This window comes from Rathayibacter sp. PhB179, from assembly GCF_004345345.1.
GTDB lineage: Bacteria > Actinomycetota > Actinomycetes > Actinomycetales > Microbacteriaceae > Rathayibacter > Rathayibacter festucae.
Window position 1 is genome coordinate 157615 of the sequence record NZ_SLVD01000001.1, and the last position, 15093, is coordinate 172707.

Genomic DNA, 15093 nt, shown 5'->3' on the forward strand with positions numbered 1-15093 from the left:
GGCACGCCGCAGTCATGCGGGAGCCTCCGACCCAGAGTAGCCGTCGCCGTCATATTCTTCGCGCGGTATGCCGACGCCTTGACGCACCAGTCGGCGGCGGATAAGAGCGGCGGTCTCGGCGGCGTGCGGGAGCACCGAGGCCAGCCCGGTCCCCGCGAGCCAGGTGCCGGTGACGGCGATCCCGGCGACCGGGGCGAGCGCCGCACGGAAGGCCTCCAGGTGCGCGCGGCGGCCGAGCGCCGCGGCCGGGCGGACGTTCGCCCAGCGCACGCGTGCCGAGTCGACGAGGGTCGCCGGGTCGAGCTCGATCCCCAGCAGGATCGACGCGTCGCGCAGGGCGGTCGCGGCCGCCTCGGCGTCGCTCGCGCCCTCCAGCGGCGGATGCTCGCCCGGGCGCCCGTAGGAGAGGCGGAGGACGTGCCGTCCCGCGGGCAGGCCGGCCGCCAGCCAGGCCCACTTCGCGGTGGCGTGGGTGATCGCCTTCGCCGTGACGTCCCGGGCGGTCGGCGCGACGAGCACGCCGGAGCCGCGCGGGGCGGCGTCCAGGCGGGCGTCGTCGACGACGAGGGTGACCAGCTCGACGGAGTCGTGCAGCACCTCGGCCGCCTCGTCGCGCACGGCGGGGACGATCCCGGCGAGCAGCTCGCGCGCGTCGCGCTCGGGCGTCGCGACGATGACGGCGCGGGCGCTGAGCACCGCGCCGTCGCCGAGGGTGAGCAGGAACGGCTCGCCGTCGCCCTCGAGCCGGGTCACGCCGGTCCGCACCCGGATCTCGCCGGAGAGGTAGTCGATCCGCTCGACGAGCGCGGCGACCAGCCGGTGCATCCCGCCGTCGATCCCGCGGACGGCCACGCCGGCCGGGAGGTTCGCACGCAGGGCGGCGACCGCGCCGGCGAGCGAGCCCGCCCGGGTGATCGCTCCGTTCAGGCCGGGGGCCGCCGCGTCGACGTCGATGTCCTCGGGGCGGCTGGAGTAGACGCCGGAGACGACGGGCGCCACGAGATCGTCCAGGACCCGCTGCCCCATCCGGGTGCGCACCAGCTCGGCGAGGGAGTGGGCCCGGCCGATCCGCAGCACCGGCATCACGGCGTCGAGCCAGGCGCGCGCGGCGCCGCGGCGGCCGATCGCGCGGACGACGTCGGGTGCGAGCGGGGTGCCGGGGATGCCGAGGATCCCGGCGCGCGGCGAGGGGACGGAGCGCCCGCCCGCGAGGTGCAGCCAGGAGCCGCCGGTCCGCGGCTCGACGATCGACTCGGCGAGCGGCCGGCCGTCGAGGGTGAGCGCGGCGAGCGCCTTCTCGACGTGACCGCCGCGGGTGGCGAAGCTCTCGGCGCCGGCGTCGAGGACGGCTCCGGCGATCTCGAGCGGGGCGACCGAGCCGCCGACCGCGTCGCCCGCCTCGAGCACCACCACGCGCAGGCCGATCCGCAGGCACTCGGCGGCGGCGGCGAGCCCCGCCACTCCCCCGCCGACGACCGCGACGTCGTAGTCGGCGCCGGCCCCGGTGCCGTGCCCCTCGGTGCTGGTCCCCTCGGTGCTGTTCCCCTCGGTCATGGCCGCCAGGCGTGCACGTGCGCGACCAGGCGCGTCAGCACGTCGGGGTCGGTCTCGGGCGGCACGCCGTGGCCGAGGTTGAGCACGTGCGCCGGCGCGCTGGTGCCGCGGCGGAGGACGTCGTCGACGTGCGCGGCCAGCACCTCCCACGGGGCGGAGAGCAGCGCCGGGTCGACGTTGCCCTGCACCGGGACGAAGCCGCCGAGCCGGTGGTTCGCCTCGTCGAGCGGGATCCGGTAGTCGACGCCGACGACGTCCGCGCCGATCCCGTGCATCGCGCCGAGCAGCTCGCCGGTGCCGACACCGAAGTGCACGATCGGCACGTTCCGGCGGATCTCGCCGTGGTCGTAGGCCAGGTCGCGCACGTGGGTCAGCGCCCGCGAGGAGGCGGGAGCCACGTGCGCCGTGTAGTCGGCGAGGGACAGCGCGCCGGCCCAGGAGTCGAAGAGCTGCGCGGCGCTCGCCCCGGCCAGCACCTGCGCGCGGAGGAAGCGGCCGGTGACCTCGGCGGTCCACTCCATCAGCCGGGCCCAGGCCTCGGGGTCGGCGTGCATCAGGGTGCGGGCGCGGATGTGGTCCTTGGACGGCCCGCCCTCCACGAGGTAGGCCGCGAGGGTGAAGGGGGCGCCGGCGAAGCCGATCAGCGGTGTCCCGCCCTCGCCGATCTCCCGCAGACCCTCGACCGTGCGGCGGACGCCCTCGCGGATCGGCTCGAGCGTCTCGTCGAGCAGGGCCGGATCGAGCGCGACCAGCTCGTCGACGTCCGCGGCGGTGCGCACCGCCTTCTCGAGAACGGGTCCGCGCCCGGGGACGATGTCGACCGCGACGCCCGCGAGGCGCAGCGGGATGACGATGTCGCTGAAGAAGATCGCCGCGTCCACGCCGTGACGGCGGATCGGCTGCAGGGTGATCTCGCTCGCGAGCGCCGGGTCGAGGCAGGCGTCGAGCATCTGGGTGTCGGTGCGCAGCGCCCGGTACTCGGGCAGGCTGCGACCGGCCTGGCGCATGAACCAGACGGGCGTCGACTCCGGTCGATCGGAGCGGTAGGCCCGCAGGAGGGAGGAGTCGGCCGTGCGCCCGGAGGCGAGCGGGTGCAGCGGATCGAGCAGGCCGGCGATGGGGGAGGTCACCGCGGCATTATTCCAGGCCCCGCTGATCCGGGAGCATTCGTGCAGTCTTCCCCAGGACCGCGGCCGACCCCCGGACGCCCCGGGTAGACTGCCCTGGTGCTTCTGTGTCTGACGGCGTCGCACAAGAACGCCAGCTTCGATCTCCTCGAGAAGCTCTCCGTCGACTCCTCCGCCGTCGCGTCGGCGCTCTCGGACGGCATCGACTTCGTCTCGGGTGCCGTGGTCGTCGCGACCTGCAACCGCTTCGAGGCCTACCTCGACATCGACGAGCCGCTCACCGCCGCGCAGGCCGTGACCGTCGAGGCCGCCACCGCCGCGGTGAGCGCCGCGACCGGCGTCGAGCAGGAGGAGCTGCGCAGCTCCGTCACGGTCGTCTCGGGCGACCGCGTCGCCGAGCACCTCTTCGCCGTCTCCAGCGGGCTCGAGTCCGTCGTCGTCGGCGAGGGCGAGATCGCAGGCCAGGTCCGCCGCTCGCTCGAGGAGGCCCGCCGCCTCGGCACCACCTCCTCCGAGCTCGAGCGCCTCTTCCAGCGCGCCTCGCAGACCTCGCGCGGGATCAAGAACCGCACCGGCCTCGGCAGCGCCGGCCGCTCGATCGTGCGCCTCGCCCTCGACCTCGCCTCCAGCCGCATCACCGACTGGCGCGCCGCCCGGGTGCTGCTGATCGGCACCGGCAGCTACGCCCGCGCGACCGTCGCCGCGCTGCGCGACCGCGGCGTGCTCGAGATCGCCGTCCACTCCCCCTCCGGCCGTGCCGAGGGCTTCGCGACCCGCCGTGCGCTCCGCCCGATCGACGGCGCCGAGCTGGCGACCGAGGCCGTGGCCGCCGACGTCGTCATCACCTGCACCACCACCCAGGAGCCCGTCCTCGACGCGGCGATCCTCGCGGAGGGACGCCTGCGCGGCTTCTCCCGCGAGCGCCAGCTGGTCATCGACCTCGGCCTCCCCCGCAACGTCGCCGCCGACGTCACCACCGTGACCGGCGTCGAGCTGCTCGACCTCGAGACGATCAGCCTGCACGCCCCGCTCGACGTGCTCGACGCGTCGACCCAGGCGCGCGCCCTGGTCGACAAGGCCGTCCGCAAGTTCTCCGACGTCGCCGACGAGAAGAGCCTCACCCCCGCCGTGGTCGCCCTCCGCGCCCACGTCTTCGATGCGCTCGACGCCGAGATCGAGCGCGCCCGTTCGCGCGGCGACGAGGACGGCCGCACCGAGCAGGCGCTGCGGCACCTGGCCGGCGTGCTGCTGCACACCCCGAGCGTCCGCGCCCGGGACTACGCCCGCGCCGGCGAGCAGGAGGCGTACCTCACCGGCCTCGAGGCGCTGTTCGGCATCGAGGTGCCGGCCGAGCGCACCGCCGCCCGCCCGCTCGAGGCCGGCGACGCGTCCGCGGCCTCGGCGTGACGCCGCTCCGGCTCCCGTACGAGGCGGAGCCGATCGAGACGGAGCGGCTGCTGCTGCGTCCGCTCTCGCTCGACGACGCCGAGGACCACGCCCGCTACCAGGGCGATCCGGAGGCCGTCCGCTATCTGCGCTGGCCGGTGCGGACCCCCGAGGAGTCGCGCGCGCACCTGGCCGTCCGGCTGCCGTCGGACCGGCTCGCGGCCGACGGCGACGTCGTCGTGCTCGCGATCGTGCCGCGTTCCGGGCCGTTCGCCGGCCGGGTGGTCGGGGATCTCACGCTGATCGCGACCTCGACGGAGCAGGCCGGCGTCGAGATCGGCTGGGTCCTGCACCCGGAGGCGCAGGGTCGGGGCCTCGCGACGGAGGCCGCCCGCGCCCTGATCGAGCTGGCCTTCGACCGGCTCGGCGCCCACCGGATCGTCGCGCAGCTCGACGCGCGCAACACCGCCTCCGCCCGCCTCTGCGAGCGACTCGGTCTGCGCCTCGAGGCGCATCACCTCGACGACGAGTTCTGCAAGGGCGAGTGGACCTCGACCCTCGTCTACGCCCTCCTCGCCCGCGAGCGCTGACGCCCTCCGCGTCTCGATACGCCCCTGCGGGGCTACTCGACCAGCACGATCCTCCGCTGATCGAGTAGCCCGCGGAGCGGGCGTATCGAGATCCAGGAAGGGTCAGGCGCCGCGCAGGCCCGTGAAGAGGTGGGTCTCCAGCTGGTCGAGCGGGATGCGCTCCTGCTTCATGGTGTCGCGGTCGCGCACGGTCACCGCGTTGTCCTCGAGCGAGTCGAAGTCGATGGTCACGCAGTAGGGCGTGCCGATCTCGTCCTGGCGGCGGTAGCGTCGACCGATCGCGCCGGAGTCGTCGAAGTCGACGTTCCAGAGCGCGCGGAGCCGGTCGGCGACCTCGCGGGCGAGCGGCGAGAGCGCCTCGTTGCGCGAGAGCGGCAGCACGGCGACCTTCACCGGCGCGAGACGCGGGTCGAGGTGCAGCACGGTGCGCGTCTCGACCTTGCCCTTCGCGTTCGGCGGCAGCTCCTGCTCCTCGTAGGCGTCGACGAGGAACGCCATCAGCGCGCGGGTCAGGCCGAAGGACGGCTCGATCACGAACGGCACGAAGCGCTCGTTCTTCGTCTGGTCGAAGAAGGAGAGGTCCTTGCCGGAGTGCTCCATGTGCGTCTTGAGGTCGAAGTCCGTGCGGTTCGCGACCCCCATCAGCTCGCCCCACTCGCCCGACGCGAAGCTGAAGCGGTACTCGATGTCGACGGTGCGCTTGGAGTAGTGGGAGAGCTTGTCCTTCGGGTGCTCGAACTGGCGGATGTTCTCCGGCGAGATCCCGAGGTCGACGAACCAGTCCCAGGCCAGCTGCATCCAGGTCTCCTGCCATTCCTCGTCCGTGCCGGGCTCGACGAAGAACTCGAGCTCCATCTGCTCGAACTCGCGGGTGCGGAAGATGAAGTTGCCGGGGGTGATCTCGTTGCGGAACGCCTTGCCGATCTGGCCGATGCCGAACGGCGGCTTCTTCCGCGCGCTCTGCAGCACGTTGGCGAAGTTGGTGAAGATGCCCTGCGCCGTCTCGGGGCGGAGGTAGTGCAGCCCCGACTCGTCGTCGACGACGCCGAGGTAGGTCTTCATCAGCCCGGAGAACTGCTTGATCTCGGTCCACTGGCCGATCTTGTCGGGGTGCTCCGGGTCCGGGATGTCGGCGAGGCCGTTCTCGGGCGCGTGCCCGTTGACCTCCTCGTACTTCTCGAAGAGGTGGTCGGCGCGGTAGCGCTTGTGCGTGATCAGCGACTCGGTCAGCGGATCGGAGAAGACGCCGACGTGACCGGAGGCGCTCCAGATCGCGGTCGGCAGGATCACGGCCGAGTCGAGGCCGACGACGTCGCCGCGGCCCTGCACGAACGCCTTCCACCACTGGCGCTTGATGTTCTCCTTGAGCTCGACGCCGAGGGGGCCGTAGTCCCAGGCGGAGCGGGTGCCTCCGTAGATCTCGCCCGAGGGGAAGACGAACCCCCGGTGCTGGGCGAGGGTGACGACCTTGTCGAGGGTGGTGGGTTCTGCCACGGGGAGCTCCTAGCTGTTCGGGCGCACGGGGCCCTGGCGCGCGCCGGCTGCGCGCGTCCTTCTGGTGTGCGTCCATGGTAGCCGCGGGCCCCGGCGGCCGACCGCGGGCGGGGTCCGTCCGCGGGCATGATGGCGGGATGAGCAGCCTCCCTCCCCTCATCGTCTCCGCGGTCGCCGTCCTGCGCGAGCGCCGCGTGCTGATGGTGACGGCTCGCGGGCGCGACGTCGTCTACCTCCCCGGCGGCAAGGTCGACCCGGGCGAGACGAGCGCCGAGGCGGCGGCGCGCGAGACGGAGGAGGAGCTCGGCACCGCGCCCACGGCCCTGCGCGAGCTCTTCACCGTCCGCACCCAGGCGCACGGCGAGCCGGAGGGGCGGGAGGTGCACATGACGGTCTTCGCCGCGGAGCTCGCCGGCGAACCGCGCGCGAGCGGCGAGATCGACGCGCTGCACTGGATCACCGGCGCCGATGCGCACCGCTGCCCGCCGGCCGGGGTCGACACGCTCGAGCGGCTGCGCGCCCTGGACCTCGTCGACTGAGCGCGACCTCGTCGACCGACGCCGCTGGCGAAGGGCCCTCGCGCAGGCGGCTAGCCTCGTGGCGTGGAGACGAGACGACGCGCCAGAGACCATCCGACCGGAGGCGACGTTCCGCGCCTAGAAGCGGTCCGGCTGGAGGCGGCTGTGCCGATCCTGAGGATCTTCTCCGTCGCCAAGGCGGGCGAGTTCTACGTCGACTACCTCGGCTTCACGGTCGACTGGGAGCACCGCGCCTCGCGCGACGCACCGCTCTACCTGCAGGTCTCGAGGTCGGGTCTGCGGCTGCACCTCAGCGAGCACCACCGCGACGGGAGCCCCGGAGCGGCGGTGCACGTGGCCCTCCGCGGGGTGCGCGAGCTGCACGCCGAGCTCGACTCGAAGGAGTACCCGTACCTCAACCCACGGATCACGCGATCGCCGTTCGGCTTCGCTCTCGATCTGATCGATCCGTTCGGGAACCAGCTCCGCTTCGCCGAGGCCGCCCCGGACGCCGCTAACGCCTGAGAGTCCGCTGGTCAACCGTTCACCGCCTGTCCACCGCTTTCCGATGCGGGTCCCCTAGCGTGGCCGGGATGGTGACTCGGGGGACGACACGACGACCGGACGAGGTCCGGACGCAGGGCATCCGCCTGCGCGCGCCGCTGCTGTCGACGGCGGCGCCCCTGGCGGTCGGGCTGATCGGCTCGCTCGCGATCCTCGCGGGCTCCCTCGCGGTCGGCTACCTGCCGCTCGACTCGCCGATCCGGAGCTGGCCGCTGATCGCGGCACTGCGCGCCTCCGCCGGCGCCACCGAGCTCGGCGTCGTCGCCGTCGTCGGCGGCGGGATCCTGCTGCTCGTCGCCTGGCTGCGCCTGCGCGCGGTCGCGCTGGACGACCGGCCCGGCTCGGTCCGGGCGATCCTGGTCGCCGCGCTGGCCTGGGCCGCTCCCCTGCTGCTCGCCGTCCCGCTGTTCAGCCGCGACATGTTCTCCTACGTCGCGCAGGGCCGGCTGATGACGGCCGGCGTGAACCCGTACTCCAGCGGGGTCGCCACCCTCCCCGGCTGGTTCGCCCTCGGCGTCGATCCGCGCTGGGCCGACACCCCGACGCCCTACGGCCCGCTCTACCTGCTCGCCGAGCAGACCGCCGTGCACGTCGCCGGCTGGACCTTCCCCGAGCTCTCGATCGCGATGCTCCGCGCGCTGTCCGTCGCCGGGGTTGCGGTCAGCGCCGTCTACGCGCTCCGGCTCGCCCGGCTGCGCGGGCTGTCCGTCCCGCTCACCGCCTGGAGCCTCGTCGCCAACCCGCTCACCCTCGTCCTCTTCGTCGTCGCCGGGCACAACGACTCGGTGATGATCGCGCTGATCCTCGCCTCGCTCTACTACGGGCACACCGACCGCCGGGTGGCGGCGGTGCTGCTGATGGGAGCGGCGATCGCGGTCAAGCCGGTGGCGGTCATCGCGCTGCCGGTGCTCGCGCTGCTCTGGCTCCGCCACGACGCGACGCTGCGCGAGCGGATCCGCGCCTGGGCCTGGAGCGGCGCCGGCGCGCTCGCCGTCGTGGTCGCGATCGGCCTCGCCGCGGGCGTCGGCGTGGGCTGGATCGGCGCGATGATCGTGCCCGGCTCGATCCTGCACTGGTACGCGCCGATGTCCGCGGTCGTCGTCGCGGTCTCCACGGCCGTGCAGATGACCGGCCACGACCCGGCGACGGCGATCGCCGTGGTCAAGATGCTCGCCCTGCTCGCCGCCGGGCTGATCGCCGGCGCACTGATGCTGTCGCGACGGGCGATCGACCCGCTCGCCCGCCTGACCGGCGCGCTGCTGGCCTTCGTCACCGCGTCGACCGCCATCCACCCGTGGTACGCGCTGTGGATCCTGCCGATCGCCGCGCTCTCACGGCCCTGGCGCAGCACCCACCGGCACCTGGCGGTCTACGCCACGGTCTTCCTGATGTGCGTCACGCTCGCCGAGCCGGTCGACGGCGGAGGCGGCGCGGTCGACCAGATCCCGGTCCGCGTCGCCACCATCGCCGCGATCGTCGTCGTCGGCGTCTACGTGCTCGTGAGCTACTCCGACGAGGAGCACGTCGACGCGCGCCGTCTCGTCGGCGCCGTGCCCTTCGGCTCCGAGATCCTGCAGCGCCTCAGCGGCGGCCGCCTCGGCGCCCCGGCACCCCTGCGCATCCCGGCCCGCAAGTAGCCGGCGGCCCTCGCCTTCACATGCTGGTCGAGTAGCCCCGCAGGGGCGTATCGAGACCCACCGTCCTCAGCAGGGCGGGTCTGCAGACTCGACTTCCGACGATGGTGGATCTCGATACGCCCGCTCCGCGGGCTACTCGATCACCATGCACATCATGCTGGTCGAGTAGCCCCGCAGGGGCGTATCGAGACCCGCCGGCCGCAGCAGGGTGGTCAGGTGCCGTCGGTCCGGCGCGCGCGGCGCTCGAGCGCCGCCTGCGCGGCGGCCGCGGCGGTGTCCTTCTCGGTGCCGCCGAGGACGCCCGAGAGCGAGGAGAGCCAGTCGGAGTCGTTGCGCCGGTCGGCCACCGCGTCCGCGAAGAGCGGCAGCTCGCTCCGGGTCGCGTGGATCGCGTAGTCCTCGCGGCTGTAGTCGGAAGTCTCGGCGTCCGGCGTCGCGGCGTCGTCGCCGCGGTCGTCCTGAGTCATGGTGCCCTCTCAGCGGCCCGGTCCGTTCCGAGCACCCCGTCAGGCTAGCCCTGTTCAGGGGGTGTCGGCATCCCCGTCGGCACCGTGCGGCAGCGGCCGCCAGACCACGAGCTCGGTCCGCCGCTGCGCGCGCGTGCCGTGCCGGAGGGTGACGACGTCGCCCTCGAGACCCGCGGCGAAGACCCGGCGGCCGGGGCGGTTGAGCAGCTCGTCGGCCAGCGCGGACTCCAGCTCGCGCACGCGCTGCGACAGCGAGAGCACCTGGTTCTCGAGCTGGAGGATGCGCGCGATGCCCTCGAGCGAGACGCCCTCGGAGGAGAGCCGGGCGACCTCGCGCAGCTGCACGACGTCGCGCATCGAGTAGCGGCGGGACTTGCCGGCCGTCCGGGTCGGCCGCACGAGGCCCAGCCGGTCGTACTGCCGCAGGGTCTGGGGGTGCATGCCGGCGAGGTCGGCGGCGACCGCGATCGCGAACACCGGGGTGCTCTCGTCCACGTCTCCTCCTCTCCGGCCGGCCCGGACGGGCCGGACCGCCCTCGTGCCGATGCCGCGCTAGTAGCGGGCCTTCTCCAGGATGTCGTCCCGCGGGTTGTCCGACGGCTCGGCTGCCGCGTAGGCCTCGAGGGCGTCGCGCGCCGCGCCGGACAGGTGGTCGGGCACCGCGACCTGGATCTCGGCGAGCAGGTCGCCCGTGCCCTTGCCGGTCGCGACGCCGCGGCCCTTGACCCGCAGCACGCGGCCGCTCGGGGTGCCGGGCGCGACGCGGAGCTTGACCGGGTCGCCGCCGAGGGTCGGCACCTCGATCGTCGCGCCGAAGACGGCCTCGACGAAGGTGACGGGGACGGTGACGCGCAGGTTCAGGCCGTCGCGCTCGAAGACCGGATGCTTGCGCACCGCGACGGTGAGCACGAGATCCCCGGGCTCGCCGCCGTCGGGGCTCGGGCGGCCCTTGCCGCGGACGCGGATCTTCTGCTGGTCGGCGACCCCGGCCGGGATCCGGACCGAGAGCGCGCGGCCCTCGCCGGTCTGCAGCTGCACGGTGTCGCCCTGGGTCGCGGTGCGGAAGTCGATGGTGGTGCTGGCGGTGACGTCGGCGCCCTTCTGCGGGCCGCCGAAGCCGCGGAATCCGCCGCTGGGCTGGCCGAAGCGGCCGCCGCCCGCGTTGCCGAACATGCCGCCGAGGATGTCCTCGAAGCCGGCGGGCGGACCCTGCTGGGTGCTGTACGAGGTGCGGCCGCCGCCACCCTGGTTGAAGACGTTGCCGAAGACGTCGTCGAAGCCGCCGGGCTGGCCGCCGGCCGTGAAGCGGGCGCCGGAGCCCATGGCGCGGATCTGGTCGTACTCCTTGCGGTGCTCGGCGTCGGAGAGGACGGTGTACGCCTCGCTGATCTCCTTGAAGCGCGCCTCGGCCTTCGCGTCCCCCGGGTTGGAGTCGGGGTGGAACTGCCGGGCGAGCTTGCGGTAGGTCTTCTTCAGGTCCGCCGCGGAGACGTCCTTCGAGACACCGAGGATCTTGTAGAAGTCCTTGTCGAACCAATCCTGGCTGGCCATGCGCCTCTTTCTTCTCGGTAGTGCGGCCTGTGCCGTCCTGCGGCCCGGGTCGTCGTGGGGCCCGGTGCCGTCGTGCGGCGTGCGTCGTGGTGCGCGGCCCCCGCCGCCCGGCAGGGGCCGCCCGTGCTCGGGACGGCCCCTGCTCGGGAGCGGAGGCTCCGCAGTGGTGCGGGAGGCGGGTCAGTCGGCGGGGACCGCGACGACCACCTTGGCGGCGCGCAGCAGCGAGCCGCCGAGGTAGTAGCCCGACTCGACGACGTCCGCGACCGTGGAGGTCTCGGCGCCGGGAGTGGGCTGCTGGAAGATCGCCTCGTGGATGTTCGGGTCGAACAGGTCGCCCACGGCGCCCGTCTTCACCAGCCCGAGCTTCTCGATGCCGCCGCGCAGCTTCTGCGCGATGGCGGTGAACGGGCCGCCCTCGGCGAGGTCGCCGTGCTTCTCGGCGCGGTCGATGTCGTCGAGCACGGGGAGGATGACCTTCACCGCGTCGCCGATCGCCCGCTCCTTGTCGACCTGGCGGTTCGACTCCGTGCGCTTGCGGTAGTTCGCGTACTCCGCGGTGACCCGCTGGAGGTCGGCGAGGTGCTCGGCCGCGAGCGTCTCGGCGTCGGACTGACCGGAGAGGAACGAGAGGTCGGCGTCGGAGAGCGTCGTCTCGACGTCGGGACCCTCGGCCTCGATCAGGCCCTCGGTGTCCTGGGCGGACTCGGCCGCCTCGGCTCCGCTGGTCGGCTCGTCCTCGGGCACGCCGTTGTCCGGCTCCTGGTTGTGCTTCCCCATCGCTACTTCGTGTCCTTCGGCTCGTCCTCGTCGATGACCTCGGCGTCGACGATGTCCTCGTCGTCCTTCTTCTCGTCCTCGGCCGGCGCGTCCTGCGGGGCGCTCTGCGCGGCCTGGTCCTGCGAGTAGATGGCCTGGCCGATCTTGGTCTGCGAGGCGTTGAGGGCGTCGAACGCGGTCTTGACGGCCGCGTCGTCGTCGCCGGCGAGCGCGGTCTTCAGCGCGTCGACGTCGCCCTGGACCTCGGTCTTGACGTCCTCGGGCAGCTTGTCCTCGTTCTCCTTGATCAGCTTGTCGATCGAGTAGGCGAGGGTCTCGGCGTTGTTGCGGACCTCGGCGGCCTCGCGGCGGGCCTTGTCCTCGGAGGCGTGCTCCTCGGCCTCGCGCACCATGCGGTCGATGTCGTCCTTGGGCAGCGACGAGCCGCCGGTGATCGTCATCGACTGCTCCTTGCCGGTGCCCTTGTCCTTGGCGGACACGTGCACGATGCCGTTCGCGTCGATGTCGAAGGTGACCTCGACCTGCGGGATGCCGCGCGGCGCCGGCGCGATGCCGGTCAGCTCGAAGGTGCCCAGGTTCTTGTTGTCGCGGGTGAACTCGCGCTCGCCCTGGAAGACCTGGATCGCGACGGACGGCTGGTTGTCGTCGGCCGTGGTGAAGGTCTCGGAGCGCTTGGTCGGGATGGCCGTGTTGCGCTCGATGAGCTTGGTCATGATCCCTCCCTTGGTCTCGATGCCGAGCGAGAGCGGGGTGACGTCGATGAGCAGGACGTCCTTGCGCTCGCCCTTGAGGACGCCGGCCTGCAGGGCGGCGCCGACGGCGACGACCTCGTCCGGGTTGACGCCCTTGTTGGGCTCCTTGCCGCCGGTGAGCTTCTTGACCAGCTCGGCCACGGCCGGCATGCGGGTCGAGCCGCCGACGAGCACGACGTGCGCGATGTCGTCGACCTTGACACCGGCCTCCGCGATGACGTCGGTGAACGGCTTGCGGGTGCGCTCGATCAGGTCGTTCGTGAGCTCCTCGAACTTGGCGCGGGTGAGCGTCTCGTCGAGGTTCGCGGGGCCGTTCTCGGTGAGCGAGAGGTACGGCAGCTGGATGCTGGTCGAGGTGCTCGAGGAGAGCTCCTTCTTGGCCTGCTCCGCCGCCTCCTTGAGGCGCTGGCGCGCGATCTTGTCCTTCGAGACGTCGACGCCGGTCGAGTCCTTGAAGCGCTTGACCAGGTAGTCGACGACGCGCTGGTCCCAGTCGTCGCCGCCGAGGCGGTTGTCACCCGAGGTCGCGCGGACCTGGATGGTGGAGAAGTCGTCGTCCTTGCCCACCTCGAGGAGGGAGACGTCGAAGGTTCCGCCACCGAGGTCGAAGACGAGGATGAGCTCGTCCTCCTTGCCCTTGTCGAGGCCGTAGGCGAGCGCCGCGGCGGTCGGCTCGTTGATGATGCGGAGCACGTTCAGGCCGGCGATCTCGCCGGCGTCCTTCGTGGCCTGGCGCTCGGCGTCGTTGAAGTAGGCCGGGACGGTGATGACCGCGTCGGTCACCTTCTCGCCCAGGTACTGCTCGGCGTCGCGCTTGAGCTTGCCGAGGATGCGCGCCGAGATCTCCTGCGGCGTGTACTTCTTGTCCTCGACGGCGAAGGTCCAGTCGGTGCCCATGTGGCGCTTGACGGAGGCGAGGGTGCGGTCGACGTTCGTCACGGCCTGGCGCTTCGCGGTCTCACCGACGAGCACCTCGCCGTCCTTGGTGAACGCGACGACGGACGGGGTGGTGCGGAAGCCCTCGGCGTTGGCGATGACGGTGGGCTCGCCACCTTCGAGGACGGCCACGACCGAGTTGGTGGTTCCCAGGTCGATGCCTACGGCACGGGACATATGCGTGTTTCTCCTTCGCGGGCGGCCGTCGGGCCGCCCCTCACTGGTGGATCTTCTGCGGGAAAGTCGTTCGCGGGAGTTGAGCCCCGCACGCTCAAGTTTACGCATGGGTCGCGGGGAGTCAAGTCGAGAGCCGAGAACCTGAGTCGCATCGACTCAACTCTCAGGCTGCAGAAAACGTCACGCTACCTTCCGTTCTCCGGCTCCCCCTACGGTGAGTCCATGACCGCCGGAACCGCCCCCCGCCCCCGCACCGGCCGCTGGCCCGTCCTCGCCTGGGGGCTGTGGGACTGGGGCAGCGCCGCCTTCAACGCCGTCGTCACGACCTTCGTCTTCACCGTCTACCTCACCACCGACGGCCTCTTCGGCACGCCGAGCGGTGTCTCGGCCGCGCTCGGCTGGACCCTCGCGGGCGCCGGTGTCGTCGTCGCGGTGATCGCCCCGGTCACCGGTCGCCGCGCCGACCTCGGCGGGAGCCGGCGCCGCTGGCTCGGCCTGCACTCCGCGGTCGTCGTCGCCTGCATCCTGCTGATGTTCCTCGTCCGCCCCGACCCGGCCTACCTCTGGCTCGGGCTCGGCCTGCTCGCCGTCGGCACAATCTTCTTCGAGTTCGCGAGCGTCAACTACAACGCGATGCTCAGCCAGGTCTCCACCCGGGCGAGCGTCGGTCGTGTGTCGGGCTTCGGCTGGGGCATGGGCTACGTCGGCGGCATCGCGCTCCTGCTGATCCTCTACTTCGGCTTCATCTCCCCCGAGGTCGGGCTCTTCGGCGTCACGGGCGAGGACGGCCTCGACGTCCGCGTCTCGATCCTCCTCGCCGGCGTCTGGTTCGCCGTCTTCGCACTGCCGGTGCTGTTCGCGGTGCCGGAGCTCCCGGGACGGGTCGGCGGCGGGGAGCGGGTGAGCGTGCTCGAGTCCTACCGCGCGCTCTTCCGCCAGATCGGGGCGCTCCGCCGCGAGAGCCCGACGACACTCGCCTTCCTGCTCGCGAGCGCCGTCTTCCGCGACGGCCTGACCGGCGTCTTCACCTTCGGCGGCGTCCTGGCGCAGGGCACCTTCGGCTTCAGCGCGGGCCAGGTCATCCTCTTCGCGATCGCCGCGAACATCGTCGCCGGGGTCGCGACGATCGCCGTCGGCGCCCTCGACGACCGCCTCGGGCCCAAGTCCGTCATCGTCGCCTCGCTGATCGGGCTGATCGTCTGCGGCGGCGCCGTCTTCCTCCTGCACGACGCCGGCGCGACCGCGTTCTGGGTCTTCGGCCTGCTGCTGTGCCTGTTCGTCGGCCCCGCGCAGTCGGCGAGCCGCAGCTACCTCTCCCGGCTGATCCCGGAGGGGCGCGAGGGCGAGATCTTCGGTCTCTACGCCACGACCGGTCGTGCCGCGTCGTTCCTCGCGCCGGCCGCCTTCGCCGCGGCCGTCTCGATCGCCGCGGGCGTCTCCGACGACGCCGACGTGCAGTACTGGGGCATCCTCGGGCTGGTCGTCGTGCTGGCCGCGGGGCTCGCGCTGCTGCTGCCGGTCAAGACGCCGGCCGCCGCCGCCCGGACGAGCGACTGATCT

At 72.7% G+C, this 15093-nt stretch carries 14 protein-coding genes; 6 read left to right on the plus strand and 8 right to left on the minus strand.

Features of this window, described 5'->3' with window-relative positions:
- Nucleotides 1-12: 12 nt before the first annotated feature.
- Both EDF43_RS00765 and hemE read right to left on the minus strand, forming a co-directional pair.
- Entirely contained in the window at nucleotides 13-1554 is a 1542-nt protein-coding gene (locus EDF43_RS00765; RefSeq protein WP_132434834.1) for an FAD-dependent oxidoreductase, read from the minus strand.
- On the minus strand, nucleotides 1551-2684 hold the full coding sequence (gene hemE / locus EDF43_RS00770) for a uroporphyrinogen decarboxylase (protein ID WP_243646196.1): 1134 nt from the start codon (nucleotides 2682-2684) through the stop codon (nucleotides 1551-1553). Before hemE ends, EDF43_RS00765 begins: the two co-directional genes overlap by 4 nt.
- A gap of 96 nt (nucleotides 2685-2780) precedes the next feature.
- Here hemE and EDF43_RS00775 point away from each other — a divergent pair, with 96 nt between their 5' ends.
- Nucleotides 2781-4088 (plus strand): glutamyl-tRNA reductase, encoded by a 1308-nt coding sequence (locus EDF43_RS00775; protein ID WP_132434836.1) that lies wholly within the window; start codon nucleotides 2781-2783, stop codon nucleotides 4086-4088.
- A complete protein-coding gene (locus EDF43_RS00780; RefSeq protein WP_243646197.1) occupies nucleotides 4085-4657 on the plus strand; it encodes a GNAT family protein in 573 nt (190 codons plus the stop codon). The genes EDF43_RS00775 and EDF43_RS00780 overlap by 4 nt, the downstream gene beginning before the upstream one ends.
- A gap of 102 nt (nucleotides 4658-4759) precedes the next feature.
- On the opposite strand, the gene EDF43_RS00785 is transcribed toward EDF43_RS00780, so the two are convergent.
- Nucleotides 4760-6151 (minus strand): glycine--tRNA ligase, encoded by a 1392-nt coding sequence (locus EDF43_RS00785; RefSeq protein WP_123444868.1) that lies wholly within the window; start codon nucleotides 6149-6151, stop codon nucleotides 4760-4762.
- Nucleotides 6152-6288: 137 nt separating this feature from the next.
- Here EDF43_RS00785 and EDF43_RS00790 point away from each other — a divergent pair, with 137 nt between their 5' ends.
- From EDF43_RS00790 to mptB, 3 genes are all read left to right on the plus strand, one after another.
- The gene (locus EDF43_RS00790; protein WP_123701781.1) at nucleotides 6289-6690 is read left to right on the plus strand and encodes an NUDIX domain-containing protein; all 402 of its coding nucleotides are present in this window, start codon (nucleotides 6289-6291) and stop codon (nucleotides 6688-6690) included.
- Nucleotides 6691-6753: 63 nt separating this feature from the next.
- Nucleotides 6754-7194, plus strand: coding sequence for a glyoxalase superfamily protein (locus EDF43_RS00795; protein WP_260300714.1), 441 nt, complete (start codon nucleotides 6754-6756; stop codon nucleotides 7192-7194).
- Between the two features lie 68 nt (nucleotides 7195-7262).
- Nucleotides 7263-8870 (plus strand): polyprenol phosphomannose-dependent alpha 1,6 mannosyltransferase MptB, encoded by a 1608-nt coding sequence (mptB, locus tag EDF43_RS00800; RefSeq protein ID WP_132434838.1) that lies wholly within the window; start codon nucleotides 7263-7265, stop codon nucleotides 8868-8870.
- Between the two features lie 212 nt (nucleotides 8871-9082).
- Here mptB and EDF43_RS00805 read toward each other — a convergent pair whose 3' ends face one another.
- The 5 genes from EDF43_RS00805 to dnaK all read right to left on the minus strand — a co-directional run bounded on the left by EDF43_RS00805 (nucleotide 9083) and on the right by dnaK (nucleotide 13533).
- Nucleotides 9083-9337, minus strand: coding sequence for a hypothetical protein (locus EDF43_RS00805; RefSeq protein ID WP_123734888.1), 255 nt, complete (start codon nucleotides 9335-9337; stop codon nucleotides 9083-9085).
- Nucleotides 9338-9391: 54 nt separating this feature from the next.
- Nucleotides 9392-9832 carry a MerR family transcriptional regulator gene (locus EDF43_RS00810; RefSeq protein ID WP_132434840.1) on the minus strand — a complete coding sequence of 147 codons (441 nt, stop codon included), beginning with the start codon at nucleotides 9830-9832 and terminating at the stop codon, nucleotides 9392-9394.
- Between the two features lie 57 nt (nucleotides 9833-9889).
- Nucleotides 9890-10888, minus strand: a complete 999-nt coding sequence (locus tag EDF43_RS00815; protein WP_123444863.1) for a DnaJ C-terminal domain-containing protein — start codon at nucleotides 10886-10888, stop codon at nucleotides 9890-9892.
- A 180-nt stretch (nucleotides 10889-11068) separates the two neighbouring features.
- On the minus strand, nucleotides 11069-11668 hold the full coding sequence (gene grpE, locus EDF43_RS00820; protein ID WP_123444862.1) for a nucleotide exchange factor GrpE: 600 nt from the start codon (nucleotides 11666-11668) through the stop codon (nucleotides 11069-11071).
- Between the two features lie 2 nt (nucleotides 11669-11670).
- Nucleotides 11671-13533, minus strand: coding sequence for a molecular chaperone DnaK (gene dnaK / locus EDF43_RS00825; protein ID WP_123444861.1), 1863 nt, complete (start codon nucleotides 13531-13533; stop codon nucleotides 11671-11673).
- Nucleotides 13534-13755: 222 nt separating this feature from the next.
- Here dnaK and EDF43_RS00830 point away from each other — a divergent pair, with 222 nt between their 5' ends.
- Nucleotides 13756-15090: an MFS transporter gene (locus EDF43_RS00830; RefSeq protein ID WP_132434842.1), complete on the plus strand. Its 1335-nt coding sequence runs from the start codon at nucleotides 13756-13758 to the stop codon at nucleotides 15088-15090.
- Nucleotides 15091-15093: the final 3 nt, after the last annotated feature.